Annotated in this window: 23 protein-coding genes; 6 read left to right on the top strand and 17 right to left on the bottom strand. The window is 35.3% G+C overall.

The genetic code is table 11. The annotated features are described in order from the left end of the window. Positions 1 to 36 precede the first annotated feature (36 nt). From rseP to HMPREF3103_RS02830, 3 genes are read right to left on the bottom strand one after another with little or no spacing between them, the layout of a single operon-like run. Complete coding sequence (gene rseP / locus HMPREF3103_RS02840) at positions 37 to 1,302, bottom strand: RIP metalloprotease RseP (protein WP_070437145.1); 1,266 nt, start codon at positions 1,300 to 1,302, stop codon at positions 37 to 39. 14 nt (positions 1,303 to 1,316) lie between these two features. Continuing rightward, a complete protein-coding gene (locus HMPREF3103_RS02835) occupies positions 1,317 to 2,117 on the bottom strand; it encodes a phosphatidate cytidylyltransferase (RefSeq protein ID WP_070437144.1) in 801 nt (266 codons plus the stop codon). Further along, positions 2,118 to 2,900, bottom strand: coding sequence for an isoprenyl transferase (locus HMPREF3103_RS02830; protein WP_070437143.1), 783 nt, complete (start codon positions 2,898 to 2,900; stop codon positions 2,118 to 2,120). It lies immediately after the preceding gene. 164 nt (positions 2,901 to 3,064) lie between these two features. Between HMPREF3103_RS02830 and def the strand changes: the two genes are divergently transcribed. From def to rnjA, 4 genes are all read left to right on the top strand, one after another. Further along, positions 3,065 to 3,625, top strand: coding sequence for a peptide deformylase (gene def / locus HMPREF3103_RS02825; RefSeq protein ID WP_070437142.1), 561 nt, complete (start codon positions 3,065 to 3,067; stop codon positions 3,623 to 3,625). Then, positions 3,615 to 4,322: an HAD family hydrolase gene (locus HMPREF3103_RS02820; protein WP_070437141.1), complete on the top strand. Its 708-nt coding sequence runs from the start codon at positions 3,615 to 3,617 to the stop codon at positions 4,320 to 4,322. The genes def and HMPREF3103_RS02820 overlap by 11 nt, the downstream gene beginning before the upstream one ends. Positions 4,323 to 4,395: 73 nt before the next feature. Further along, positions 4,396 to 4,611 carry a DNA-directed RNA polymerase subunit epsilon gene (locus HMPREF3103_RS02815; RefSeq protein ID WP_005605573.1) on the top strand — a complete coding sequence of 72 codons (216 nt, stop codon included), beginning with the start codon at positions 4,396 to 4,398 and terminating at the stop codon, positions 4,609 to 4,611. Position 4,612: 1 nt separating this feature from the next. Next, on the top strand, positions 4,613 to 6,310 hold the full coding sequence (gene rnjA / locus HMPREF3103_RS02810) for a ribonuclease J1 (RefSeq protein WP_070437140.1): 1,698 nt from the start codon (positions 4,613 to 4,615) through the stop codon (positions 6,308 to 6,310). Between the two features lie 78 nt (positions 6,311 to 6,388). Here the strand turns inward: rnjA and HMPREF3103_RS02805 are convergent, their stop codons facing one another. The 10 genes from HMPREF3103_RS02805 to tig all read right to left on the bottom strand — a co-directional run bounded on the left by HMPREF3103_RS02805 (position 6,389) and on the right by tig (position 17,982). Next, complete coding sequence (locus HMPREF3103_RS02805; RefSeq protein ID WP_070437139.1) at positions 6,389 to 7,354, bottom strand: siderophore ABC transporter substrate-binding protein; 966 nt, start codon at positions 7,352 to 7,354, stop codon at positions 6,389 to 6,391. Further along, positions 7,351 to 8,118 (bottom strand): ATP-binding cassette domain-containing protein, encoded by a 768-nt coding sequence (locus HMPREF3103_RS02800; RefSeq protein WP_070437138.1) that lies wholly within the window; start codon positions 8,116 to 8,118, stop codon positions 7,351 to 7,353. The genes HMPREF3103_RS02805 and HMPREF3103_RS02800 overlap by 4 nt, the downstream gene beginning before the upstream one ends. Further along, the gene (locus HMPREF3103_RS02795) at positions 8,105 to 9,082 is read right to left on the bottom strand and encodes an iron chelate uptake ABC transporter family permease subunit (RefSeq protein ID WP_070437137.1); all 978 of its coding nucleotides are present in this window, start codon (positions 9,080 to 9,082) and stop codon (positions 8,105 to 8,107) included. The genes HMPREF3103_RS02800 and HMPREF3103_RS02795 overlap by 14 nt, the downstream gene beginning before the upstream one ends. Then, positions 9,079 to 10,041, bottom strand: coding sequence for an ABC transporter permease (locus tag HMPREF3103_RS02790; RefSeq protein WP_070437136.1), 963 nt, complete (start codon positions 10,039 to 10,041; stop codon positions 9,079 to 9,081). Before HMPREF3103_RS02790 ends, HMPREF3103_RS02795 begins: the two co-directional genes overlap by 4 nt. Before the next feature lie 163 nt (positions 10,042 to 10,204). Beyond that, a complete protein-coding gene (rpoD, locus tag HMPREF3103_RS02785; RefSeq protein ID WP_049555508.1) occupies positions 10,205 to 11,278 on the bottom strand; it encodes an RNA polymerase sigma factor RpoD in 1,074 nt (357 codons plus the stop codon). 31 nt (positions 11,279 to 11,309) lie between these two features. Further along, a complete protein-coding gene (gene dnaG, locus HMPREF3103_RS02780) occupies positions 11,310 to 13,175 on the bottom strand; it encodes a DNA primase (RefSeq protein ID WP_070437135.1) in 1,866 nt (621 codons plus the stop codon). Between the two features lie 187 nt (positions 13,176 to 13,362). Continuing rightward, on the bottom strand, positions 13,363 to 13,962 hold the full coding sequence (gene yihA / locus HMPREF3103_RS02775; RefSeq protein WP_005605589.1) for a ribosome biogenesis GTP-binding protein YihA/YsxC: 600 nt from the start codon (positions 13,960 to 13,962) through the stop codon (positions 13,363 to 13,365). Beyond that, the gene (locus HMPREF3103_RS02770; RefSeq protein ID WP_005605590.1) at positions 13,952 to 15,229 is read right to left on the bottom strand and encodes an MFS transporter; all 1,278 of its coding nucleotides are present in this window, start codon (positions 15,227 to 15,229) and stop codon (positions 13,952 to 13,954) included. Before HMPREF3103_RS02770 ends, yihA begins: the two co-directional genes overlap by 11 nt. A gap of 100 nt (positions 15,230 to 15,329) precedes the next feature. Next, on the bottom strand, positions 15,330 to 16,571 hold the full coding sequence (gene clpX / locus HMPREF3103_RS02765; protein ID WP_070437134.1) for an ATP-dependent Clp protease ATP-binding subunit ClpX: 1,242 nt from the start codon (positions 16,569 to 16,571) through the stop codon (positions 15,330 to 15,332). A gap of 130 nt (positions 16,572 to 16,701) precedes the next feature. Further along, the gene (tig, locus tag HMPREF3103_RS02760; RefSeq protein WP_070437133.1) at positions 16,702 to 17,982 is read right to left on the bottom strand and encodes a trigger factor; all 1,281 of its coding nucleotides are present in this window, start codon (positions 17,980 to 17,982) and stop codon (positions 16,702 to 16,704) included. Between the two features lie 219 nt (positions 17,983 to 18,201). On the opposite strand from tig, the gene recU reads away from it, so the two are divergent. Then, complete coding sequence (gene recU, locus HMPREF3103_RS02755) at positions 18,202 to 18,786, top strand: Holliday junction resolvase RecU (RefSeq protein ID WP_070437132.1); 585 nt, start codon at positions 18,202 to 18,204, stop codon at positions 18,784 to 18,786. A gap of 12 nt (positions 18,787 to 18,798) precedes the next feature. After that, positions 18,799 to 21,282, top strand: coding sequence for a transglycosylase domain-containing protein (locus HMPREF3103_RS02750; protein ID WP_070437131.1), 2,484 nt, complete (start codon positions 18,799 to 18,801; stop codon positions 21,280 to 21,282). 125 nt (positions 21,283 to 21,407) lie between these two features. Here the strand turns inward: HMPREF3103_RS02750 and rny are convergent, their stop codons facing one another. The 4 genes from rny to HMPREF3103_RS02730 form a co-directional block, all read right to left on the bottom strand. Then, a complete protein-coding gene (gene rny, locus HMPREF3103_RS02745) occupies positions 21,408 to 22,970 on the bottom strand; it encodes a ribonuclease Y (RefSeq protein WP_005605598.1) in 1,563 nt (520 codons plus the stop codon). A 186-nt stretch (positions 22,971 to 23,156) separates the two neighbouring features. Beyond that, on the bottom strand, positions 23,157 to 24,119 hold the full coding sequence (locus tag HMPREF3103_RS02740; protein WP_070437130.1) for a DHH family phosphoesterase: 963 nt from the start codon (positions 24,117 to 24,119) through the stop codon (positions 23,157 to 23,159). Between the two features lie 84 nt (positions 24,120 to 24,203). Next, positions 24,204 to 25,169, bottom strand: coding sequence for a DHH family phosphoesterase (locus HMPREF3103_RS02735; protein ID WP_083278706.1), 966 nt, complete (start codon positions 25,167 to 25,169; stop codon positions 24,204 to 24,206). Next, entirely contained in the window at positions 25,169 to 26,485 is a 1,317-nt protein-coding gene (locus tag HMPREF3103_RS02730; RefSeq protein WP_070437129.1) for a DRTGG domain-containing protein, read from the bottom strand. Before HMPREF3103_RS02730 ends, HMPREF3103_RS02735 begins: the two co-directional genes overlap by 1 nt. Between the last annotated feature and the right edge of the window lie 87 nt (positions 26,486 to 26,572).

Here is a 26,572-nt window from a genome sequence, read left to right as displayed (position 1 = left end):
AGAAGAGTGTTCTACGGATGTAGAAACACTCTTAGGTTAGTTAAATAATTTCATAATATCATTCCAAGTTACAAGAAGCATTAATGCAAAAAGGAAGATAGCTCCAGCAATCGTTAAATAGCCCTCTTTTTCAGGGTCTAATGGTTTCTTTCTTATTCCTTCGATAAAGTTTAAAACAAGTTTTCCTCCATCTAATGCAGGAATTGGTAAAAGATTCATTACTCCAAGATTCGCACTAATCATTCCCATGAATGAAAGTAAATCTATTAAACCATTCTTAGCAACCTGTGAGGTCAAACTGTAAATAGCCACTGGTCCACCAAGTTGATTTAAATTAAAACCTTTAGTAAAAATTGATCCTAATGCAGACAACACCAACACAATTACACTGATTGTTTGTGAAAATCCATATCCAAGAATCGATAAAATACTATTATCTAAAGTTCTAGACACACCTAGTTGACCTATTTTACTTCCGTTTTGCCCTTCAACTGATTTTGGAGTGATACTAACATTTTTTGTATCACCATTTCTTTGAATCGTCACTGAAAGAGTCTTATCTGCGCTTGAACGAACAATTGAAGTCATATCGTCCCATGAGTGAATATCTACTCCGTCAATCGAAATAATTTTATCCGATGTTTGAAGTCCCGCTTCTTGAGCAGCTGATTGATCACTAACTTGGCCTACTACTGGATCATTTGAAGGCACTCCACCTTGCATAAATCCTACGATAATAAAAATGATGATGGATAAAATAAAATTATTCATTGGCCCAGCAGCATTTGTTTTAATTCGATTCCACAAACTGGCAGAGTTAAATTGACGTTCAATCGGAGCGACAACAACCTCCGTACCATCACTCTCAATGATTGTCGCTTGCTTAGAAACCATTAAATTTACTTTTTCTTCTGAATTGACAAAGTAGCCACTTAAGGTCATTGAACGATGCAAATCAGCTTCTTCTATTTGGAAAGGGACTGAATTTTCTATGATTAAATGTTCATCAAAGTTTAATTTTTGAACAATATTTTCTTTATCCAATTCAATAGTAATCATCATTCCAGGTTTAATTTCTTGTTCATCCTCATCATGGCCTGCCATTCTAACATAACCACCAATTGGCAATAATCTTAATGTATAAACCGTTTCACCTTTACGTACCTGAAAAATTTTTGGCCCCATTCCGATTGCAAATTCTCTAACTAAAATACCAGCTTTCTTAGCAAAATAATAGTGACCAAATTCATGAATTATAACAATGACACTAAAAACAAATAAGAATGCAATAATTGCTTGCAAATCTTTCACCTCTCTTAATTATTCCCAAGGAATTTATAAATAATTTGGAACATAAACATTGCAAAAAATGTAGAATCAAATCGATCTAAAACTCCACCATGTCCAGGAAATAGTTTCCCAGAATCCTTAACATTAAACTGTCTCTTATATGCAGATTCTACTAAATCTCCTAATTGTCCAAAAACTGATAAGCTAACCATTAAAAAAACAAATTCTAAAACGGAGAAATTAACAGGATTATAAAATGGTACAACTAGTAATCCTAATCCTAGAGACCCAATCACCCCTCCAATAGAACCTTCAATTGTTTTATTTGGACTGATCTCGGGTGCCAATTTATGTTTTCCAAATCTTCGACCAAAAATATAAGCAAAGGAGTCTGTCCCCCAAATAATTAGGAATACAAATATTGCCATCCCGAAACTAATGCTTCTGACAAATAAAATTCCTGAAAAACCTCCACCAACGTAAAGAGAAATGAGTGAACAAAAAGCAGCATCTTCAAATGAGAATCGATCACTTTTATATACTGTTAATGTCATTAATAGCATGACTATAAGGAAATAAATGAAGAAATAATCTATTCCTCTAGGTAAAGCTACCAATGGTCTTTGTGAAAATAAAAATGACAATGTGGCTAATATTGTTAATACACCTTCAACAGAAAATATGTTCATTTTTTTCATTTGGAAAAATTCATAAATCCCAACGGTAGATAATAAAAGAAATAGTGTTCGAAGGCCTATTCCACCTTCATATAATAACGGAAGAAAGATTCCCAAAGCGATTAAAGCAGTAATAACTCTTTTCCCCATCTAAGCAAGTCCTCCATAACGTCGATGTCTACTCTGATATGTTTGAATAGCTTTATGCAAATCTTCTTCAGAGAAATCAGGCCAAAAGATATCCGTAAAATAGTATTCACTATAAGCTAATTGCCATAGTAAAAAATTACTCAATCTAACTTCTCCGCTCGTACGTATCATTAAGTCAGGGTTTTGTAATTCTCCTAAAAATTGAGTTTGTAAATGCGATTCAAAAATAGCCTCATCAATATTTTCGATTTCCAATTCGCCTTGTTTTACAAGCGTAGATATTGCCTTCGTTGCCTCAATAATTTCAGCACGCGAACCATAATTCAAAGCAAATGTTAAAACCATTCCAGTATTATTTTTGGTGTCTTCTACAGCTTTTAAAACAATGCTTTTTGTTGCTTCAGGTAATTCATCAATAAACCCAATTAATTGAATCTTCATATTTCTCTCTTGGAGCTCTGGCATGAATGTTCCAAAAAAATCACCCGGTAATTTCATTAAAAAACTGACTTCTTCAGTTGGTCTTTTCCAATTCTCAGTACTAAAAGCATATAAAGTCATTGCTTTCACGCCCAATTCATCAGCAGCAATAGCAATTCTCTTAACAGTGCTCATTCCCTCTTTATGTCCTGCTATTCTAGGAAGATTACGTTTTTTCGCCCAACGCCCATTTCCATCCATAATAACGGCAATGTGTTTTGGGATATTATTAGAATCTAAAGAAATTATTTCCGTTGCATCTTCTTTCTTTGATTGTTTCTTCCAAAAAACCATGGCATCCATTCCTTTTCATGTATTTCCTTTCTATTGTAACAGATGTTGCAGTTCTTTTATAGTATTCTATTTTCAAGATTAAAAAAAATATAACCTACTGAATACATTGGTTTATAAAGGGAAAAATGTTATACTTATAGACAGATTTATGAAACAAATAAAGGAGTCATGCCATGATTACTATGAAGGATATCGTGCTAGAGGGACATCCTGCTCTAAGAAAACGTGCAGAAAAACTTACCTTTCCTCTTTCACCTGAGCATCAAGAATTAGCTAAAGAGATGCTTGAATTTTTACATAACAGCCAAAACCCAGAGATTGCTGAAAAATACGCATTACGCGCAGGAGTTGGTTTAGCAGCTCCTCAACTCGGGAAAACCATTCAAATGATTGCCTTACTCGTTCCTGGATTTGAGGAAGAAGAAGCGATTTTAGATGAAGTCTGGATTAATCCTCGAATAATGAGAGAATCCGTTAAAAAAGCTTGTTTAAAAGACGGAGAAGGATGCTTATCTGTTAATCGTGAAGTTCCAGGTATAGTACTTCGCCCAGAACGGATTACGGTTAAATATCAAGATATCAACGGTGATGAATTTGTTCGTACTTTAACTGATTATGAAGCCATCGTAGTTCAACATGAAATTGATCATTTAAATGGTGTTATGTTCTATGACCATATCAACCAATCACAGCCAATGTATATTCCTAAAGGAGCCGTTGTCATTGGAGAATAAGAAACCCATTTTGGTGTTTGATTTAGATGATACTTTATATTCTAAAAAGAAAGTTTTTTTGGATACCTTAAAAGAAATCTACCCTAACCATTCATTTGACGAAAGTTCATATAAAGTTTATCAAGAGAAAAGTGATGAAGCTTTTGAATTATTCTCAAAGGGAAAAATTTCATTAGAAGAAAACCATTTCTCACGTGTTCAAAATACATTAACAGCTTTAGGGTTGCCCTCTTCCTTACAAGAAACGATGACGTTTAAGAAACAATACCAGTTTATGATGGATCATATCCAATTAGATAAAGATTGGTTTTCATTTTTTGATTACCTATCATCAAGAGCCAGTTTAGTACTTCTAACCAATGGACCAACAGACCACCAATTAAAGAAAATTCATTCACTAAACTTATATAAATGGTTTACCTCAACAAATATTTTCATTTCTGAAGATACTGGGGTTAAAAAACCAGAACCAGAAGCTTTTATAAATGTTGAAAGATTATTTCCTAATATTTCTCCATCAAAATTTTGGATGATTGGCGATGATTTGAAAAACGATATTTTTGGTGCTAAACAAAGAAATTGGAATACAATTTATTTCAAGTATGAAGAAACCATACAATCTCTAACGAGCACTCCTCTTTCAACTCCCAATCAATTGTTAGAAAAATTGCTAGACGAATGTTCTTTCGACTTATAAAACTATGAAAATAGAAGCATTCTATGCTAAAATATGATAGAAACATTATGAAAAAAATTAAAGGAGTACATACATGATTTTTAAAATTACTTACCAACCAACAAAAACAGAGGCTCCACGTCGTGAAAACACAGAAGCTTTGTATATCGAAGCAAGTGACAAGGTAGAAGCCCGTCGCCTTGTTGATGAAAATACTGAATACAACGTAGAGTTCATCCAAGAGCTAGATGAGAAACACCTAGCTTACGAAAAACAAAACCCAGAATTTAAATTAACGGTGTTCAAATAAAATGAAACCAAATATTAAAAACAACGAAACGGGCGTATTTGCTTTTGGCGGTTTAGGCGAAATCGGTAAAAACACTTATGGCGTTCAATTCCAAGATGAACTCATCATTTTGGATGCCGGTATTAAATTCCCTGAAGATGATTTACTCGGAATCGACTACGTGATACCCGATTATAGTTATATCGTTCAAAATATTAATAAAGTAAAAGGGCTATTTATTTCACATGGACACGAAGACCATATTGGTGGGATTCCTTTCTTAATTAAGCAAGCGAACATCCCTATTTATGCAACGAAACTTGCGATGTCTTTAATTCGAAATAAATTAGAAGAACACGGACTTTTAAGAGATGCGATTCTTCACGAAATTGATGAAGACAGCGTGATTAAATTCCGAAAAACACAAGTGAGTTTCTATCGCACGACCCACTCTATTCCAGATGCATTTGGGATTGTGATTAAGACTCCTCCAGGAAATATCGTATTTACAGGTGACTATAAGTTTGACTTTACTCCAGTTGGAGAACCCGCAAACCTTCACCGTATGGCACAAATTGGTTCAGAAGGCGTTCTTGTTCTTTTAGGAGACAGTACGAACTCTGAAGTCCCTGGATTTACTCAATCAGAACAAGTTGTTGGAAAATCGATTAAAGAAATTATACAACGCGTGGATGGACGTATCATTTTTGCGACATTCGCATCAAACGTTTCTCGTCTAAAACAAGTAACGGATGTGGCTGTAGCAACTGGACGTAAATTAGCTGTATTCGGACGTAGTATGGAAGCTAGTTTCCGAACAGCTAGAGAATTAGGCTATATTCAAGCGCCAGATGATACTTTTATTGATGGACGAGAAATCAATCAATACCCTTCTGAGAAAGTCATTATTCTATGTACAGGTTCTCAAGGGGAACCAATGGCTGCTCTTAGCCGTATCGCTAACGGGACTCACCGTCAAATCTCTATTCAACCTGGAGATACAGTCATCTTCTCTAGTTCACCAATCCCTGGAAACACTTCAAGCGTTAACCGCGTCATCAACCTTCTTTCAGAAGCTGGTGCTGAAGTCATCCACGGTAAAGTTAACAATATTCACACATCTGGTCACGGTTCTCAAGAAGAACAAAAATTAATGCTTCGCTTAATGAAGCCTAAATACTTCGTTCCAGTTCATGGTGAATATCGTATGCAGAAGATTCAAGCGAACCTTGCAACTCAAGTGGGAATTCCAAAAGAAAACTCATTTATCTTAAGCAATGGTGATGTTCTTGCAGTCACAGCAGACTCAGCACGTAGGGCTGGCCACTTCTTTGCCGGAGATGTCTATGTTGATGGTAACGGAATTGGTGATATCGGAAACATTGTTCTTCGAGATCGTAAGACTCTCTCTCAAGATGGTTTAGTTATCTGCGTAGCTACTGTTGACTACGAAAACCGTGAACTAGTGGCTGGTCCAGATATGCTCTCTCGTGGGTTTATCTACATGAAAGAGTCTGGACAACTTCTAAATGAAGCACAAGCTATCCTTCGTGATGAAATTGAAGAATTGCTTTCTGACACCGAAGAAGTACTAAATGAACGATCTCTCAGAAATAAAATCACAGACGTTTTAGGTCCTTTCTTATTTAAGAAAACGGAACGTCATCCAATGATTCTTCCAGTAATTCTAGGAGTTACTGAGGCAGATACTTTAGAATAAATAAATTAAGAGGTGTACCGCAGTTGCGGTACACCTCTTTTCTATTGAACTTAAACTAGCTGTTATAGTTTACTTTCATTATTGGAGTACTTTTTTAACATCTTCAATCATTAATTTAGTAGATTGTAATCCACCACCGCTGAGATACCATAAGTCAGAAGTTAATTGGATGACACGGTTATTCTTCACAGCGTTTGTTTCTTTGAATAATGCATTGTTTAAAATTGTATCAGCATTTGAATTATCTCCACCAATTGCTAGAGTTCTATTTAATAAAATAATAGTATCAGGATTAATTTCTTTAACTCCTTCAAAGCTCATTTCTTGGCCATGTCTGCTATCTTCAATTTTTGCATCAGTCGCTTTGAATTTGAGTGATTGATAAAGAAATGCAAAACGTGAATCTGCGCCAAATGCGGACATTTTTCCTTCATTAAGCATTAAAGTTAATGTTTTATTAGTTGATTTTTCATTCACATCAGCCACTTTCTTAATCGAAGCTTCTAGTGATTTAATTTCTTCCTCTGCTTTCGTCTCAGCCTCTTTACCAAATAGTGATGCTACCAAGCGGATGTTTTTAGACACTGAATTCCAGTAGTCCTTTTGGTCCACTGAGAAAATAACGGTTGGTGCGATTTCTTTTAATTGGTCTAAATATTTAATCGTACGACCTGAAGCGATGATTAAATCGGGTTCTAATGCAGCAATGGCCTCAATATCTGGCTCCACCATTGATCCTGTTGGTTGAATACTTGATGGTAAATCTTTTAAGTACGCAGGCAAAGTTTTTAAAGGCATCCCTACAATATTATCGACAAAACCAAGTTCGCGAATTGTATCGGCAACCCCTAAATCAAATACAACAATTTTCTTTGGTTTTGTTTTAACCGTTACGTCTTCTTTCCCGTTAGTAAGAGTCACTTCACTCTTTTCTTCTGCAGCAGCTTGAGTTTGAGTCGTAGCTCCATCTGTTTTTGTTGTTTGTCCGCAAGCTGCAAGGATAAATACAGCCACTAAACTAATTAAAGCTAAAATTTTTTTCATTCTAATTCTCCATTCTTAATAATACATATTTTTTTGCCATTCATTTCAACCACTTCTAGCGGAATTTCATATAAAGCTGATAACACATCATCTTTCATAACTTTATCGACTTTATCATGGATGATACAGTTTCCATTTTTAAAACAACCAATATCATCTGAAAAATTACTTGCTATATTTAAATCATGCATCACAATCACAATCGATTTTTCTTTTTCGTCGACTAAGAATCGCAATAAATTCATTACTTCATACGCTTGCTTTAAATCGAGATGATTTAATGGTTCGTCCAATAAAATCCATTCTGTATCCTGAGCTAAAACCATCGCAATTAACGCTCGTTGGTACTGCCCTCCAGATAAAGTTCCAATGTCCTGTGTTCTAAAAGAGTTAAGATTTGTATTCACTAGCGCCTCTTCTACAATACGCTCGTCCTCTTTGGTAATTTTTCCTTTCGTATAAGGAAAACGACCGAAACGAACAAATTCTTCTACTGTCATACTGACATGTACCTGCTGATTTTGTTTTAAAACGGCAAGTTCTTTTGCTAATTCTGTTGAATTCCACGCCTCAACTTCTTGTCCGTTAATATATATAAACCCTTCATCTTTCGTCAGAAGTCGACTCATCATCCCAAGAAGTGTTGATTTCCCGGCGCCGTTTGGTCCAATAAAAGAAGTCAGTCGATGTTTTGAGACTTCTAAATCCACATGATCAACAACAGGATGACGATATTTTTTTGTAACACCTTTAAGCTGCACCAGGATTCTCTCCTTTCACTAATAAGATTAAATACAATACTCCTCCAATCCCTTCGATAAACACGCTAATCGGGATTGTAAGAAGGAATATGCGTTCAACGATTAACTGTGCCGCGAGCACTATCACAAGCCCTAAAAAGGCTGAAAAAAGCCATAAAATGCTATGCTTAAATTCTTTCGTCAACTGGTAGGTTAAGTTAGCAATCATAAAACCTAAAAACTGAAGCGGCCCTACTAGAATCGTTGATAAACTTGTCATAATAATGACAATGACAATCACTACATTACTAAGTCGTTTTGTATTGATCCCCAACATCTTTGCACCGTCAACACCTAAATGAAGCGCATCTAGCTGATGTCGTATTCTATAGAACACCATCATTAAAAGAACGAAAAGACCAATTGCTACACCAATCATCATTGGTTGTGCATTCATCTTTTGGAAAGATGGATAGAGCGAACTTTGCAATTTATCAAACTCATTTGGATCCATTAACACTTGTAAAAATGTGCTTGCATTTCTAAGTAACATCGAAAATGCCATTGTTAGTAACAGTAGCACTTTGAAATTCGATAGCATCATCCCTTTAGACGCATTCATTAATAACAGTAGTAAACCGATTTGAATAGCAATCGTGACAGAATAAATAATTACTGACTGTTCTACTTTTACCCCTACTAAACTTTCAAAGTAATACAGTCCACTTTGAATAAAGACAAATAGGCTCTCAATTCCTAAAACACCCGGCGTTAAAAAACGATTTTGCACAACGGTTTGAAAGCTAATCGTCGAGATTGGGATTGCACAAGATACAATCACCATAACCAGCAATTTCAATAATCGTCGTTGTAAAATAAAATTTGAAACTGTTGTACTATTTTTCGATGGTATCAGTAGATACGCTGCTACTAGTAACACAACAATAATAGAAAGGATGCCTAAAAAGATTCTTGTTTTCTTTTTCATAGGTCTCCTCCTTTCTTTTCCAGGCGAATCACTTGGAAAATAAAGAGTGTGGCCCCGAGAATACTTAAGATGATACTTACGGAAATCTCATAAGGAGCAATGACCATTCGTGCGATAATGTCACAAGCTAAAACAAGACAGGCACCAATAAGCATTGTCAGTGGCACTAATACTTTCATTTGAGACCCAAATCGCATACGGACGATATTTGGAACAATCACCCCAATAAACGGTAAGCTTCCCACTGTAATCATCGTTACACTCGTTGTTAGCGCAATAAGCACTAATGTTAATGACTCCATCCGTTTCACCGGAACGCCAAGATTTCGACTAATATCTTCCCCCATGCTGACTACTGTATAATAATGGGCAAATACAATACTAAGGACCAGAACAAATAAACATAAGAAAAGCCATTCATACTGATTTGTTTGAATCATCGAAAACGACCCTTGCATCCATGACGATAGACTTTGGACTAATTGAAATTGATACGCAATAAACTGTGTACATGCTCCAATGACTCCGCCAAAGATTAGACCAATTAAAGGAATCATCCATTTTTGTTTTATAGACAGATGATGCTGTAAGGCGACAAAAAGGGCCGAGAAGCCAATCGCAAACACAAATGACGTTGCCATTTTTTCTAACAGACCAGGCGATGGGAATAATAATAAACTCATCATCAATCCCAGTTTTGCGGCGTCAACTGTACCAATCGTACTTGGCGAAGCAAACTCATTTTGCGTAATCGTCTGCATCAATAAACCCGATACACTCATTGCAGAAGCTGACAATAAAATACTCAACAGTCTAGGAAATCTTGATTGCCAAAATAGTTGTGTTGCGCTCTCTCCTCCATTAAAAAATTCCATCCAAGAGAAGCTGGATGCTCCAACAGAGAGTGAGATAATGCTTAATATAAGTAATAATAAAATTAAATAACTAACTCTTTTCATGTTCTCTCTTTTCTAATTGATAATCATTCTCAATTACCACATTTGTTAGTTTACCAAATTATTCACTAGTTTTAAACCCTTTTTCATGAAAATAATAGAGATTTCATAAAAATTGCAAACAAAAAAGAAGCAATCCTTAAAGACTGCTTCTCATACTCAATTCTTAATCTAAGAAATCTTTTAATTGTTTTGAACGACTTGGGTGGCGTAATTTACGTAATGCTTTCGCTTCAATTTGACGAATACGTTCACGTGTTACCCCGAATACTTGCCCTACTTGTTCTAATGTACGAATTTCACCGTTTTTATCAAGACCAAAACGTAGGCGAAGTACGTTTTCTTCACGGTCCGTTAATTGTTCAAGAACTTCATCGAGTTGCTCTTTCAACAATGCGTATGCTGTATGATCAGCTGGGCTTGTTGCGTTATCGTCTTCGATGAAATCCCCTAAATGTGAATCGTCCTCTTCCCCGATAGGCGTTTCAAGAGAGACTGGTTCTTGAGCAATTTTTAGAATTTCACGAACTTTTTCAGTTGGTAAATCCATTTCTGCACCGATTTCCTCCGGTGTAGGTTCGCGTCCTAAATCTTGTAATAGTTGTCTTTGAACACGTACTAATTTATTGATTGTTTCAACCATATGTACTGGAATACGAATTGTACGTGCTTGGTCTGCAATCGCACGTGTGATCGCTTGACGAATCCACCAAGTTGCGTAAGTTGAGAACTTGAATCCTTTCGTATGGTCGAATTTCTCAACAGCTTTCATTAAGCCCATATTTCCTTCTTGGATTAAATCCAAGAACTGCATTCCACGCCCTACATAACGTTTTGCAATGGATACTACTAAACGAAGGTTGGCTTCCGCTAGTTCTTGTTTGGCTTCTGTATCTCCTTCTTGAATTCGAAGAGCTAATGCAACCTCTTCGTCCGCACTAAGAAGTGGAACTCGTCCGATTTCTTTTAAATACATACGAACGGAGTCATTAATTTTTGTATTGGATGATAAAGCAGTATCATCTTCAACAGTTCCAACTTCAGCTTCTCGTTGACTCTCAACGGACAACTGATGACTTGTTGGTTCACCATTTGCATCAACAACACTAACCCCTGCATCCTCAAATTTTTGAATTAACTTATCCATTCCTTCCGCATCCAATTCAAATGGGATTGCGATTTGTGCAGATAAATCATCGTATAAAATTTGACCGAATAATTTTCGTTCTGCAAGAAGCATTGAAGTTGCTTCATTCAGTGTTTGACCTTTTTCATTTTTTTGAACTGTCATTCACCATTCCTCCATTCATTTTATTTCTTAATTGTCGTTGAATCTCCATTATTTCACGCATCAATTTCTGACGTAAAATATCATCTTTCATAAGAGCAGCACGATTCAACTCTTCTTTTTTATTAGCAAGCTGCTCTTTTAGCGAATTTTTTTTCGATAAAACATAAACTAAATCTTGAATTTCTTGTTCTGTACATTCCGGTGGAAAGTTAGACAGTTCAATTTCTGAAACAAGATTTCGGTTCAAAACATCTTTATCATCTAAAAAGAGGAAAAATTGTTGAACATCAACTTCATTCTCTTCATTCTTAAAAGATTGTAACAATAAATATAACTGTTCATAATGCGAATCAGGAAAAACGAATTCAGAATCAATTCTATTTAAATAAATCCAAGCCTGTTCATTATGAAGCAATCGATACATCAATTGTTTTTGGATATGCTCATTCTTCGTTGCAGGTTTAATCTCAACCTGGCGATTATAAGAAACTGACTCAGCGTTAGACTGCCTTTTTTGTTTTCCTAATCGTAACCGTAATTGTTTTACCTGGTTTAAAACGGTTGAGAAATCTAAATCGAATTCATCAGCGAGATATTTCATCGCCAAGTTCAGCTCAACTTCATTATTAATTTTTGAAAGCTCTACAATCATTTCTTCGATATACTGAATTTTTTGGCTTTCTATTTGTAAAGAATATTTTTTAGAAAGAAATCTCTTCTTAAATTGGTATACCGTCTCTTGAGAATATTCTACTAAATCTTTAAATGCTTGAGTCCCTCGTTCTTTTATGAATTCATCAGGATCCAAGCCGTTATCAAAAGGGATTATCCCTATTTTGAAAGCGTTAGTGTCTTGAATCATTTCTATCGCACGATTCGTGGCTTCTAACCCCGCCTTATCCCCATCATAAGCAATCAGAATGGTATCTGTGACCTTCTGTAAAGTTTGTATTTGATCAGGAGTCAATGAGGTCCCCATCGAAGCAACCCCAATTTGAACATCTGCTTGCCAAGCAGAAATAACATCCATATACCCTTCAAACAAAATCACTTTATTCTGTTTTCTAATATTTTTCTTTGCCAAGTCGAAGTTGAAAAGAAAATTTCTTTTTGAAAAAAGGATTGTCTCTGGACTATTTAAATATTTTGCTTGAGATGCGAAATCATCAGAATAACCTGGTAAGACTCTTCCGGAAAAAGCAATAATTTGGCCATGTTCATTTCTAAGCGGAATCATTATTCGTTGATTAAAACGATCAAAGAAACCATTTTGTTTTTCAGAAAATAGACCTGAAGCTTCTTTTTCCTCATCCGTTAATTGTAATTCTTGAAGGACTTGTTCTAATTGTGTTCTGTCTTTTAAAGAAAAACCAAATCCGAATTCTTTTAAGGTTTCGACGGTATATCCACGATTTTCTAAATAATCAAGCGCTTCTTTCCCGCCTTTAGTGTTTAAAAGAACGTGAGAATAAAACTCAGCCGCTTTTTCATGAGCCTCATATAATTTCTTCTCTTTTCTCGGAATAATCGTTTGCGTTGTTGGTAGCTCTACGTCTATATCGATGTTAGAGAGTTCAGCAACTCGAACTACGGATTCTGGAAAAGACAAGTTTTCAAGCTCTTGCATGAAATTAAAAACATTGCCACCTCTCCCGCAGCTAAAACAATGGAATAATTGTTTTTCTTCCGTCACTGTGAAAGATGGTGTCCTTTCATCGTGAAATGGACAACGACCAAATAGACTTTTTCCTTGCTTTCGTAATTGGACGAACTGACCCACAATATCAAGAATGTTCACTTGCGATTGTATGCTTTGAACCGTTTCTTTTGAAATTCTTTGACTCATAAAAAAACACCCTCCATACAATACGCCTAATGATACAGCATATAATATAACATAATTCTAAAATGAATGCAATGTAATCAATTCTATTTTTCGCTCAAAACATTGTTATTATCATCTTTATACTATATCCGTTTAACTTTCAATATACCTTATAAAGTATATTGATAAAAAGAAGAGAGCAAAGCCATTAAGCAATGCTCTCTTTTGAAATAAATTGTTCAATGAATTTCCAAGCTTTCTCTACACCTTCTCCAGTTTCTGAAGAAAAAGTTAGGAATAAATCTTCTGGAGGTTTTCCAAATGCTTTACGGATTACACTTACATGTTTATTCCATTTCCCTCTAGGAATCTTATCACATTTTGTCATCACAATACGATAAGGAATATTGTAGTATTCAAGAAACTCTCTCATTTGAACATCTTCTTGACTCGGCTCATGTCTAAAGTCTACCAATATTAGAACTAGTCTTAATGATTGACGAGTAGTAATATATTCCTCAATCATTTTTCCCCATTTTTCACGTTCTTTCTTTGAAACCTTTGCATAACCATATCCTGGTACATCCACAAAGTAAAACAGCTCATTGATATGATAAAAATTTAACGTTTGTGTTTTACCAGGTTTACTTGAAGTTCTAGCAAGACTCTTTCTTTGAATCAACTTGTTGATAAAGGAAGATTTTCCAACATTCGAACGACCAGACAAAGCAATTTCAGGAAGGTCTCCTGCAGGATATTGTGCTGGAGAAACCGCGCTAATTGTAAACTCCGCTTTATTAACCTTCATTTTCTAGCCCTTTCTTTTCTGGTATTTTAACAAAGAATAACAATACTGAACCGATAAGGAATAAAATAACTAATGAGAATACTCCATCTAATGATTTCCCTGTCAATTGAGCAGTAATTCCTAACAATGTAGTCCCAAGAATAGACGAGAATTTACCAAAAATGTTATAAAATCCGAAAAATTCATTAGACTGATTGGCTGGAATAAGTTGGCCAAATAATGATCGACTTAAAGACTGTACCCCACCTTGAGCAGTACCAATTAAGATAGCAAGAAATAGGAAATCATTATACGTTTTAAGACCTAAAGCTAAAATACAGATAGCTACATATGTACCAATTCCAATGAATAAAGTCATTTTGTTGCCAATTTTTTTGGATAAAAATCCATAGAACAAACTAAACGGAAAGGCCACAATTTGAACAATTAACAGAATTACAATTAAACTATTCCCATCAAGTCCCATATCTGCACCAATTGCAGTAGCCATTTTAATAATTGTTCCTACTCCATCAATGTAGAAGAAATAAGCTAATAAGAAAAGAAATACTTGTTTGTGTTCTCCAATATGTTTAATGGTCTTCCACAAACGGATAAAACTATCTTTTACAGGATTTTTTGGTTTCTCAATAAATGATTTTTGTTTTACATATCTCCAATAAGGGATTGTAAACACAAACCACCAAGCCGCTGTAATAAAGAACCCTACCATTACGACTGCAGTGGAATTTAATCCACTAAACTGCATGACCATCATAAATAAGATAAATGGAAAAACACTACCTATATATCCGTAGCCATAACCTGCAGCAGAAATACTGTCCATTCTATCGTAGGAAGTTACATCCATGATAGAACTATCGTAGAAAATATTTGAAGCAGAATATCCGATTGCAGACAATGTATATAGAACAAGTAAAATCATCCATTGATCGCTTTCTACAAACATCATACCAACTACCGAAAATACTCCTATCAATGTACTCCATGTAAACATTGGATTTCTATATCCTTTATAATCAGCCAAAGCACCTAGTACAGGTGCCATGATAGAAACAATGAATGTGGCAATCGAGTTTGCATATCCCAAATAAGCAGTAGAATCCGCTGCCGAAACACCGGCGTTAGAAGTTACTGTTTTGAAAAATAAAGGAAATATCGCTGTTGTAATCATTAACGAATAAACAGAATTAGCCCAGTCTTGCATAATCCAAGCAAATTCTTCTTTAGAATATCTTTTTTTAATAAAGGATTTTAACCCTCTCATATATCTCTCCCTCAATTCATATAGTCAATAATAAAATAGAATGAAATACCGCTTATAATACCGCATCTCATTCTATCCTACCATATATTTGTGAAATTCCCTAGGATATCAGGCGATTATCTTCATCGTACAAATCAGGTTGCCCTGTCCCTGTAACAATTGATTCAGTTACTACAACTTTAGTAATATCATTTCGACTTGGAATATCGAACATTAAATCCATCATAACAGATTCGATAATACTTCTTAAACCACGAGCTCCAGTTCGTCTTTCAATTGCTTTTGAGGCAATAGCATCAAGTGCTTTAGGTTCAAATTCCAATTCAACATCATCCATTGCAAAGAGTTTTTGATACTGTTTCACTAAAGCATTTCTTGGTTTCGTTAAAATATTAACCAAATCCTCTTTAGATAATGGTTCTAATGCAGCGGTAATCGGAAGACGACCGATAAATTCAGGAATCAACCCAAATTTCTGCAAATCTTCTGGAATGATTAATTGCATTAGGCTTTCGTGGCTTGATAAATTTTTATTAGAAGATCCAAATCCAATAACTTTAGCACCTAATCGTTCTTTTACAATGGTTTCTATACCATCAAAAGCTCCACCCACAATGAATAAAATGTTAGATGTATCAATTTGAATCAACTCTTGATGAGGATGTTTTCTTCCTCCTTGAGGTGGGACTGAGGCAATAGTTCCTTCAAGAATTTTTAATAAAGCTTGTTGAACCCCTTCCCCGCTCACATCACGGGTAATAGAAACATTCTCACTTTTTTTAGCAATTTTATCAATCTCATCAATATAAATGATTCCTTTTTCGGCACGATCGATATCGTAATCAGTTGCTTGCAGTAATTTTAGAAGAATGTTTTCCACATCTTCCCCTACATAACCCGCTTCTGTTAAAGTAGTCGCATCTGCAATGGCAAATGGTACATTTAGAATCCGCGCAAGAGACTGAGCTAAGTATGTTTTTCCAGAACCGGTTGGTCCAATTAAACAAATATTACTTTTTTGTAACTCTACTTCATCCTCGTCTTCATTTAACAAATGATTAATCCGTTTATAGTGATTATACACTGCTACCGCTAATGATTTCTTTGCATGCTCTTGACCAACAACATATTCATCTAACACTTTACGAATTTCTTGCGGTTTCAAGACATCAATCATTTCATCCATTGTTATAGATGAAAATTCTTCATCAATGATTTCTTTACATAAATCAACACATTCATTACAAATAAATACATCAGGACCAGCGATAATTTTTTTTACTTGTTCTTGCGATTTTCCACAAAAAGAACATCTTACTTGTTTTGTTTCATCTTTATACAATCTGAAACCCCCATTCTATTTCCTGATTTCTTCTATTAAGAGTACCATAAGTCTTAATTTTCAACAAGAAAAGTTGTTTCAAAAAAAGCGCTGATTTCATATTGAAACCAGCGCGGTAAACTTTCTTCTATTAAGCTTCTTTTGCAGACTCTGTAATTACCGCTAATGCTTTTTTCATTGCGATATCGTTTTTCAACATATCTACTGAAACAGCTGCACGAACTGCATCTTCTTCCATACCGTATTGAGCAGCTAATTCTTTCACTTCGTTAGCTACATCTTCATCAGTTGCTTCAATGCCTTCTTCTTTAACGATTTGTTCTAATACTAAGTTAGTCTTCGTACGAACATCAGCGTCTTTTTCCATCATTTTGTGTAAATCTGCTTCTGTTGTACCAGTGATTTGATAGTACATTTCTGGAGAGATTCCGTTACGGCGCATATCGTTTAAGTAATGTTCCATTTGACGGTGAACTTCGTCATGAACCATTTCGTGTGGTAATTCAACGATTTCAGCATTTTCTACTGCTTTACGTAAAGCTTCATCTGCTACTGCTTCGTCAGCAGCTGCTGCTTTAGCTTCTTCTAATTCTTTACGGAATTTTTCTTTTAATTCTGCTAATGTTTCAACAGAATCATCCACATCTTTAGCGAATTCATCTGTTAATTCAGGTAATTCTTTAGTTTTTACTTCGTGAACTTTCACTTTGAATACTGCTTCTTGACCTTTTAAGTTTTCTGCATGGTATTCTTCAGGGAATGTCACTTTCACTTCAACTTCATCGCCTTCTTTAGTGCCAACTAATTGGTCCTCAAAACCTGGGATGAATGAACCTGAACCTAATTCTAATGAGTGGTTTTCACCTTTTCCGCCTTCAAAAGCTTCGTCCCCTAAGAAACCTTCGAAGTCGATAACTACTGTGTCACCTAATTCAGCTGCTTCTTCTTTAACAACTAATTCAGCTGCACGAGCTTGTTCTTGTAATAGGCGATCTTCAACATCTTGTTCAGACACTGTACGATCTTGTTTTTCAACCGTTAAGCCTTTGTATTCACCTAATTTAACTTCAGGTTTAACAATTACTTCTGCTTTGATCACCCATGGTTTACCTTTTTCGATAGATTCGATATCGATTTTTGGTTGAGTTACTGGGAAGATTCCAGTTTCTTCAACTGCGTTATCATATGCATCAGGTAAAAGAATGTTTAATGCATCTTGGTATAAAGCTTCTTCACCGTACATTTTTTCAAATACTTGACGGCTTACCTTACCTTTACGGAAACCAGGAACGTTCACGTTCTTTTTAACGCGGTTAAACGCTTGGTCCAAACCTTTTTTAATATCTTCTTGAGAGATTTCAAATGTTAAAACAACTTTATTAGTTTCAACTTTTTCGAATTTTGCTGTCATATTATTCCTCCATAAATTCATTATTCATCTAAAAAGACGAATGGATTTACATACTCATTCATTTTACAATACTCTTCATCTTTTGTAAAACATAATTGACCTGAATAGAATGTTTATTTTATAGGTATTTTTCTACAATGTTAAAAAAAGGTAACAAAAGTAATTGTTTTTTTCATTTTACAATTAAAATGTTATAATAGTCGCCAAAGGAGGGATAAAATGATTCAATATCCAAAAGGGCAAAATCACTTAATACGAACTGCTAAAAAAGCTGAAAAGCAAACTAACTATAGTAGTCGTGGAATGGGTTTAGAAAATATATTGAATCAAACCAATGAACTCTATCGTATTCAAAAAAGAGCCGTCATTCATAAGAAACCTACTCCAATTCAAGTCGTTAAAGTAGACTATCCTGTCAGAAGTGCTGCCAAAATAACTGAAGCATATTACCGTCATGCTTCTACTACTGACTATAACGGAGTATATAAAGGAAGATATATCGATTTTGAAGCGAAAGAAACTAAAAATAAAACTTCATTTCCTTTAAAGAATATCCATGAGCATCAGTTAACACATATGAAAGAATGCACCGAGCAAGGTGGAATTTCCTTTGTAATTTTTTACTTTTCAACTTTAAAACAATACTATTTGCTCGAATACCCAAAAATTGATGAGTATATAAAGGATATTCATTCTAAAAGACAATCAATCCCTTTATCCTATATTCAAGAAAATGGATATCAAATTCAACTTTCACTACAAATGACTCTTAATTATTTGGATGTAGTGGATGATTTATTATAAGGAGGTCAATAAATGACTGAAAACAATACCGGCCAGTCGCGTTCATCGCAGCACCGCCAACCAAAAAAGAAAGCTTTATCTCCTTCTAATAAGAAAAAAATATTAAAAAAAGTTCTTATTGGTTTAGGAGCATTTATAGGAGTTGCACTGATAGCAATCATTGCAATTTTTGCATATTATGGTTCCACTGCTCCTGAAATTAAAGCAAGTGACCTTCAAGGGGCGACTGAAACAAAAATATATGATAAAGATGGCGAACTAATCTCTTCTCTTGGGGGAGAAAAAAGAGATGTCATTACTAGTGATCAAGTTCCTCAATTACTTAAAGATGCTGTAACTTCAATTGAAGATAAACGATTTTACTCTCATATGGGAATTGACCCCATTCGTATTCTAGGTTCCTTCTTTAGAAATGCCAAAGCTGGTCAAATAACTCAAGGTGGTAGTACGATTACTCAACAATTGATTAAGCTTTCTGTCTTTTCTACAAAGAAAGAAGATCAAACGTATCAACGTAAAATTCAAGAAGCGATTCTAGCACTTAAACTCGAACGTGAGTTTTCCAAAGAGCAAATCCTTACTTTCTATTTAAATAAAGTATATATGGCGAATAGTGTCTACGGATTTGGTACAGCTTCACACTATTATTTTAACAAAGAATTATCGGAGTTATCTCTTCCTCAAGTAGCTTTACTTGCCGGAATGCCTCAAGCACCTAATTCCTATGATCCATATGCTCATCCTGAAGAGGCAAAAGAACGCCGAGATACAGTTTTATATACAATGAAAACAAATGGAAAAATTACTAATGAGCAATACGAGCAAGCTTTAGCGACTCCAATTAATGATGGACTAATTGCTCATGACAATAATGTTGATAGTTCAGATAAAGCTTTAGTCTACGATTCTTTCGTAACGATGGTCTTAAAAGAAGTTCAAGATAAAACAGGTCTTGATCCTTACAATGACGGTCTAGTGATCGAAACCACCATTGATTCTAAAGCACAACAAAAACTGAATGATATTGTTAACACAAATGACTATATCAATTATGTTAACGATAAAATTCAAAGTGCTTCTGTAATGTTAGATTCTAAAACAGGTGCCGTTCGAGCTGTCAGCGGTGGTCGTAAACAAACAACTCTATTCGCTTACAACCGGGCAACTGATAATCAAAGAAGTACAGGATCTACTATCAAACCAATTATCGACTACGGCCCTGCTATTGAATATTTAAACTATTCAACTGGTCAAACGCTATTGGATCAAAAGACAACATATTCAAATGGTGTTGAACTAAATAACTGGGACTTTAGACATAATGGACCAATGACATTACGTAGAGCTCTTGTGTATTCAAGAAATACAACGGCATTAGAAGCGTTTAAGGCTGTTGGTGAAACCAATATTAAATCATTCCTGAATAATTTAGATATTCAAATTAAAAATGATGGACAAGACTATTTAGTAGAAAGTAACGCTATTGGTGCAGAAATTTCTCCAATTAAAATGGCTGCTGCTTACGCAACTTTCTCTAACGCCGGAACTTACTCAAAACCATATACGGTGACTAAAATCACTACTCGTGATGGTCAAGTTTATGAGTTTAAACCAGAACAAAAACAAGCAATGAAAGATTCTACTGCATACATGATTACGAATGTCTTAAAAGATTCGTTCACATATGGTTTTGCCACTGAAGTAGCAATTCCTGGACTTTCAACTGCTGCTAAAACCGGGTCATCAAACTACACTATTGAACAAAAACGTGCAATGGGAGCTTCTGATTATGAAGACATTATCCCAGATTCATGGTTTATCGGATATTCACCTGATTATACAATCTCAGTATGGACTGGTTATGATAATCCATACGAAAAAGGTGGTGGTGTAGATACCACTGAACAAGGATATGCTAAGCTAATTTATTATCACTTAATGAAATATATGGCTCAATACTCTAGTGGAGAAGATTGGGTTCAACCAGATAGTGTTGTTCAACAACAAATTGAAGTAGGATCAATCCCACTAAGTCTGCCTGGACCTAGAACACCAGCAAATATGATTGCTACAGAGCTATTTGTTAAAGGAAGTACTCCAACTCAACAATCTTCAAATTACGGTGTTACAATAGAAGGCCCAACAGGGTTAAAAGCAACATACAATAAGGAAAAGAAAGAGTTAACGGTGACATGGGATCGTTATAATAATACAGGACAAGGAACTCCACAATTCAAAGTGACTGCAAATGGTCAATCACAGACTGTAACTGGAAATTCCGTTAAATTCCAGAATATTACAGGACCAAGTGTTTCTGTCTCCATTGTAGTAACCGTAGGACGTAATAGTTCAGACCCTATTACTAACGAATTCCAAATCGAACAACCTACAACGACTCAAGAACAAACAACTCGTCAATCTGAAACCACGACAGAAAATAACCGTCGTAATGATTCAAATAATGAACAAACAACTCAAGAACGACGAAACCGTTAGAATTAAGACGTAAAAAATAAAGACGTTATCCATGAAATGGATAACGTCTTTATTTATAAAAAGCTCCCTATAAATAATCATAGGGAGCCTTCTTCTAATGTCCTTTTAAAATTAAAGTACACCAATTATTTAGCAAACTCAACTGCTCTTGTCTCACGAATAACTGTAACTTTAATATGTCCTGGATATTGGAGTTCTTCTTCAATTTGATTTTTGATGTCATGAGCTAAAATTATTGCCTTTTCATCACTAATTTTGTCTGGTTGTACCATTACACGTACTTCACGACCTGCTTGAATTGCAAAGCTTCTTTCTACACCTTCGTGTTCTGTTGCAATCGCCTCAAGTCTTTCTAGACGACGAATATAATTTTCAACTGATTCACGTCTTGCTCCTGGGCGAGCTGCTGATAAAGCATCGGCTGCTGCCACAAGAACGGCAATCGTTGAAGTCGCTTCAACATCTCCATGGTGTGAAGCAATGGCATTTACAACTACTTTGTTTTCTTTATATTTTTGAGCGATTTCAGCGCCAATCTCAACGTGCGAACCTTCAATTTCATGATCCAGTGCTTTTCCTAAATCATGAAGTAAACCTGCTCGTTTAGCAAGATTTACATCTTCCCCTAGTTCACCGGCCATCACACCAGCTAACTTAGCAACTTCGATACTATGGTTTAATACGTTTTGACCGTAACTAGCTCTAAAGTATAAACGACCTAAAATCTTAATCAAATCTGGATGTAATGAGTGAATTCCGACTTCAAATGTCGCTTGTTCACCAATCGAACGAATACGCTCATCCATCTCTTTACGAGATTTTTCTACCATTTCTTCAATACGAGCGGGATGAATTCGACCATCAGAAATTAATTTCTCTAAGGTCATCTTAGCGATTTCTCGACGAATTGGATCGAAACCACTTAAAACTACCGCTTCTGGTGTTTCATCAATAATAACATCAATCCCCGTTAATGATTCAAGAGTACGAATATTACGACCTTCTCGTCCAATAATTCGCCCTTTCATTTCATCACTTGGTAAAGTCATAACTGTTACTGTATTTTCTGAAACTAAATCTGCTGCAGATCTTTGAATCGCTTGAAGAATGATATTCTTAGCATTTTTATCTGCTTCATCTTTTGCAAGTTGCTCAGACTCTTTAATCATGATGGCACGTTCCTTACTTAACTGTTCGGTCATGTCTTTCATAATTATTTCTTGTGCTTCTTCTTTACTAATTGTAGAAATACGTTCCAATTCTTCTTGTTGTTTTGCAACTAGAGCTTCTGCTTCTTGCTCTTTTTCTGTCACTCTTTCAAGTTTCTCTTGGATTTTAGTTTCCTTTGATTCAATGGATTGTTCACGTTTCTCTAAAATTTCATCCTTACGATCCAAATTCTTTTCACGTTGAATCATTCTCTTTTCTTGAAGAAGTACTTCATTTCGTCTTTCTTTTAACTCATTTTCAACTTCAGCACGATACTTATGATTTTCCTCTTTTGCTTCTAAAAGAACTTCCTTCTTTAATCGATCCGCATCTTTTTCAGCATCTTTGATAATCATATCAGCCGATTCGCGAGCTGCTATTAACTTTTTCTCATAATTTGATTTGAAACCAACATATCCAGCAACAATTCCAATTATTAAAGCTAAGATCGCGAGGCCACCTATTACTACTGAGTCCATTGAGTCACCTCCGTCTCTATTTAATTTTAATCAAAATAAATTGCATTGATATAATTTATGGTTAAATGTGATTTAACACATAACATCATTGTATTCTTGAAATCGTTATAAGTCAATTCATTTAAGAAGAATTTTAAAACAAAAAAGTCTTTTAGTACTTAAAATACTAAAAGACTAAAGCAATTGCTATTTATTCAAAAATTCTTTTGCTGAATCATTCAGTTCAGAGACAATTTGTTGCACTTCATCTAATGTACTCACTACAGCTCCTGAAGCTAACGGGTGTCCACCGCCTCCATGATTTTGAGCAATTGTATTCACGATTGGACCTTTAGAACGAAGATTTACTCTATACGTTCCATCTGGTTGTTCCACAAAAAGCCCCCAACAATGAATGCCCTCTACTGTACTTGGTAATGAGATTACTCCGTGCGTTTGGTCTTCTTGAATGCCATAAGTTTTTAAATGTTCCTGAGTCAATACGGTTGCCGCAACTCCATTGTCAGAAATTTCCATATTTTGATAAATATATCCTGCTAAACGACTAACTGAAACAGGATTTGTAATCATTTGGTACGCAATTCCTGAAATATCTACATCGAATTCTAATAATTTAGAAACCATTGAAAATGTAATGGTAGTGGTCGAAGGATACAAGAAACGTCCTGTATCACCAACAATACCAGCATAAATTGCATTAGCTGCTTCTTTTGACATTGTCCAAGTACTTTCAGCATCAAAAGCAAAACGACACAACATCTCACTTGTACTGCTTGAATCAGTATCAACAAACGAAATAGCACCATACACATCTCTATCTGGATGGTGGTCAATTTTTATCACTTTCGATGGATCCACTTCAAATGGGCAGTCAATACGTGGTGTATTCGCACAGTCCAATACAATAACAAGTGAAGCGTCAAATTGCTCTTGTGTGATCTCGTCCATTTCTCCAATATAATTTAATGAGCTAGGCATTTCACCAAGTAAATACACTGTTTTCTCTGGATAAGTCGCGCGAATAATTTCTCTTAACCCTACTTGTGACCCAATTGCGTCTGGGTCTGGTGATTCATGACGTAAGATTACAATCGAATCCGCTTTTTTAATTTCTGCATCAATCTTTTTAAAAAACTCAGTATAATTCATTATTTTATAATTCCTTTCATCCAATCATAGGACTAATTTTATTGTAAACACAACACTTTATAATACTCTTATTTGAGTGTTATTTCAATTTTTCTTAAAGTTTCTTACTGCCTCTTTCAACTTAGCATCCACTTCTAAAATTTGGGATTTCGTAACAGAAGGAATACCGCACGCGAGCGTATGTCCTCCGCCGCCGAACTCTTGCGCAATATGATTTACTAATGGGCCTTTTGAACGTAAATGAACTCTAAAGGTACCATCTTCTTGTTCCACATACAAACTCCAATCCAAAATTCCTTCAACAGTACCAGGAACTGAAACTACAAGAGAAGCTAACTGGTCAGTGGCTTGGAAACGTTCAAGCACTTCTTTTGTTAAAACGACACTCGCCATCCCTTCAGGAGATACTTCTAAATGCTCATAAATATATCCTGTCATTCGATTTACATTCAGTGGCTTTGTAATCATCCTATCGGCAATCCCAGCCAAATCTACATCGTGTTGTATCAATTTTGATACAAGCGCAAAAGTTTTCGAAGTAGTCGACGGATATAAGAATCGTCCTGTATCTCCGATAATTCCAGCATAAATAACATTAGCGGTTTCTCTGTTCATTTGAAATGGTGTCGTTGCATCAAAAGCAAATTCTGCCATAATTTCACTAGCACTTGCGGCTGTTGTATCCACATAGCAGATTTTTCCGTAAGGTGTCATATTTGGATGGTGATCAATCTTAATCACCTCATCTACCTTCACTTCAAACGGACAATTAATGAGTCGAGGTGTGGAACAGTCCACAATAATAACCAGCGAATTGTCGAATACCTTTTGAGTGATTTCATCCATATCACCGATATACTTCAAGTTTTCGGGCATATCTCCAATAACATAAACAGACTTTTCAGGATATGCCCCTTTTATAAGCTTACTAAGACCTATTTGTGAACCAATTGCGTCTGGGTCTGGTTTTCTATGCCTTAAGATCACGATTGAATTGGCTTTTTCAATCTCCGTGATCATTTCTTTTAATAATTCTCTGTAATTCATCATTAGTTTCTTTCCATTAATTGATTTGACATAATTGCTTTTGCAACCACCGAGTTTTCAAGCAGTACAGAAATATCAATTTTAGATACTTTTCTGCCTATATCTAAAGTCTGAATTTGAATCGCAATTTTACTTTCAATTGGAATCATCCTCAAATAATGCATTTCCAATTGTTCAATAACCGTATTGCGACGTTGGCTGCGATGAATAAATTCTTTCGAAGCAACTGAAACCACCTCACAAAGAACCCCAAAAGATAGCATTCCTAAATTATTGGTCATCTGAGGAGTGACTGTAAAACTAAATCTCGCATTTGTTGGGTTAACTTCTATCACTTCTAGATTTTCACTCACATCATCTTCGAAAGTATTTCCTACTTGTGGTTGTCTTTGTGTTAACTGCATAGCTTTCATAACGTCACGTCTTGAGATGATTCCAATGAGTTCCATGTTATCTTGAACAACAGGTAGCATCTCCAACCCATTCCATATCATCGAATGCGCAACGCTTGCCACACTCGCATGTAACTTAGATACAGAAGGATTTTTAGTCATGATTCTTTCAATAATTAAACTATCAGATTTTCCTAATATATCTTTAGCAGAAACAACCCCTACTAAACGATTCGAATGGTTTACAACTGGAAAACGTGAATTCCCTGTCTTTTCACTCAACTCGCGATACTCTTTAACGGTTTGATCCATTTTTAAATAATTCGTATTTTCGATATCATTATAAATATCGGCAACAATCATGATTTTTTTCTTAATCAGTTGATCGGTCATTGCTCGGTTGATGAGGCTGGCAACCGTAAATGTATCGTACGTTGTTCCCATCAGCGGAATTTTAAGCTCATCCGCTTTTTGAATTAATTGAGGTGTTGCTTGGAATCCACCAGTGATTAAAACTGCTGCTCCTTGATTTAAGGCAAGTAATTGTGCATCTTCACGGTTCCCGATAATCACAAGAGATTCAGGTTGAATATAACGTGTCATAGCGTCTAGTGTCATCGCACCTATAACGAAACGGTTTAAGATTTTATCTAATCCTTCACGTCCACCGAATACTTCCCCTTCAATGATCTTAATAATTTCTCCAAAAGAAAGTTTTTCTAGATTATCCTTTGTTTTACGTTCAATACGAATTGTTCCAACTCGTTCAATGGTCGAAACAATCCCGATATTTTCTGCTTCCTTAATGGCACGGTAAGCAGTGCCTTCGCTCATTTCCATATTCTTTGCAATCGAACGTACTGAAATTTTTTCTCCAACTGGCAGTGATTCAATATAACGAATGATTTGTTGATGTTTTGATGTCATAATATCTCCTCTGTATTAAAAAAATGAAACACCTAACTTAAACTGTACTATTATTGTACTAAATTTTCTTCTTTAATACTAGAGACA

It is taken from the genome of Granulicatella sp. HMSC30F09, from assembly GCF_001806915.1.
Taxonomy (GTDB): Bacteria; Bacillota; Bacilli; order Lactobacillales; family Aerococcaceae; genus Granulicatella; species Granulicatella adiacens.
Note: the sequence above shows the minus strand (reverse complement) of the source record. Positions and strands in the feature narration are given on the sequence as shown.

Coding starts and splice junctions, on each gene's coding strand:
- tig (WP_070437133.1), bottom strand. CDS start 17,982: ATGACAGCAAAATTCGAAAAAGTTGAAACTAATAAAGTTGTTTTAACA.
- HMPREF3103_RS02795 (WP_070437137.1), bottom strand. CDS start 9,082: ATGAAAAAGAAAACAAGAATCTTTTTAGGCATCCTTTCTATTATTGTT.
- HMPREF3103_RS02770 (WP_005605590.1), bottom strand. CDS start 15,229: ATGAGAGGGTTAAAATCCTTTATTAAAAAAAGATATTCTAAAGAAGAA.
- rnjA (WP_070437140.1), top strand. CDS start 4,613: ATGAAACCAAATATTAAAAACAACGAAACGGGCGTATTTGCTTTTGGC.
- rpoD (WP_049555508.1), bottom strand. CDS start 11,278: ATGCTTCTTGCAGAACGAAAATTATTCGGTCAAATTTTATACGATGAT.
- recU (WP_070437132.1), top strand. CDS start 18,202: ATGATTCAATATCCAAAAGGGCAAAATCACTTAATACGAACTGCTAAA.
- HMPREF3103_RS02835 (WP_070437144.1), bottom strand. CDS start 2,117: ATGGGGAAAAGAGTTATTACTGCTTTAATCGCTTTGGGAATCTTTCTT.
- HMPREF3103_RS02750 (WP_070437131.1), top strand. CDS start 18,799: ATGACTGAAAACAATACCGGCCAGTCGCGTTCATCGCAGCACCGCCAA.
- rny (WP_005605598.1), bottom strand. CDS start 22,970: ATGGACTCAGTAGTAATAGGTGGCCTCGCGATCTTAGCTTTAATAATT.
- HMPREF3103_RS02735 (WP_083278706.1), bottom strand. CDS start 25,169: ATGATGAATTACAGAGAATTATTAAAAGAAATGATCACGGAGATTGAA.
- def (WP_070437142.1), top strand. CDS start 3,065: ATGATTACTATGAAGGATATCGTGCTAGAGGGACATCCTGCTCTAAGA.
- HMPREF3103_RS02830 (WP_070437143.1), bottom strand. CDS start 2,900: ATGGATGCCATGGTTTTTTGGAAGAAACAATCAAAGAAAGAAGATGCA.
- HMPREF3103_RS02730 (WP_070437129.1), bottom strand. CDS start 26,485: ATGACATCAAAACATCAACAAATCATTCGTTATATTGAATCACTGCCA.
- HMPREF3103_RS02815 (WP_005605573.1), top strand. CDS start 4,396: ATGATTTTTAAAATTACTTACCAACCAACAAAAACAGAGGCTCCACGT.
- HMPREF3103_RS02740 (WP_070437130.1), bottom strand. CDS start 24,119: ATGAATTATACTGAGTTTTTTAAAAAGATTGATGCAGAAATTAAAAAA.
- yihA (WP_005605589.1), bottom strand. CDS start 13,962: ATGAAGGTTAATAAAGCGGAGTTTACAATTAGCGCGGTTTCTCCAGCA.
- HMPREF3103_RS02805 (WP_070437139.1), bottom strand. CDS start 7,354: ATGAAAAAAATTTTAGCTTTAATTAGTTTAGTGGCTGTATTTATCCTT.
- HMPREF3103_RS02790 (WP_070437136.1), bottom strand. CDS start 10,041: ATGAAAAGAGTTAGTTATTTAATTTTATTATTACTTATATTAAGCATT.
- dnaG (WP_070437135.1), bottom strand. CDS start 13,175: ATGAGTCAAAGAATTTCAAAAGAAACGGTTCAAAGCATACAATCGCAA.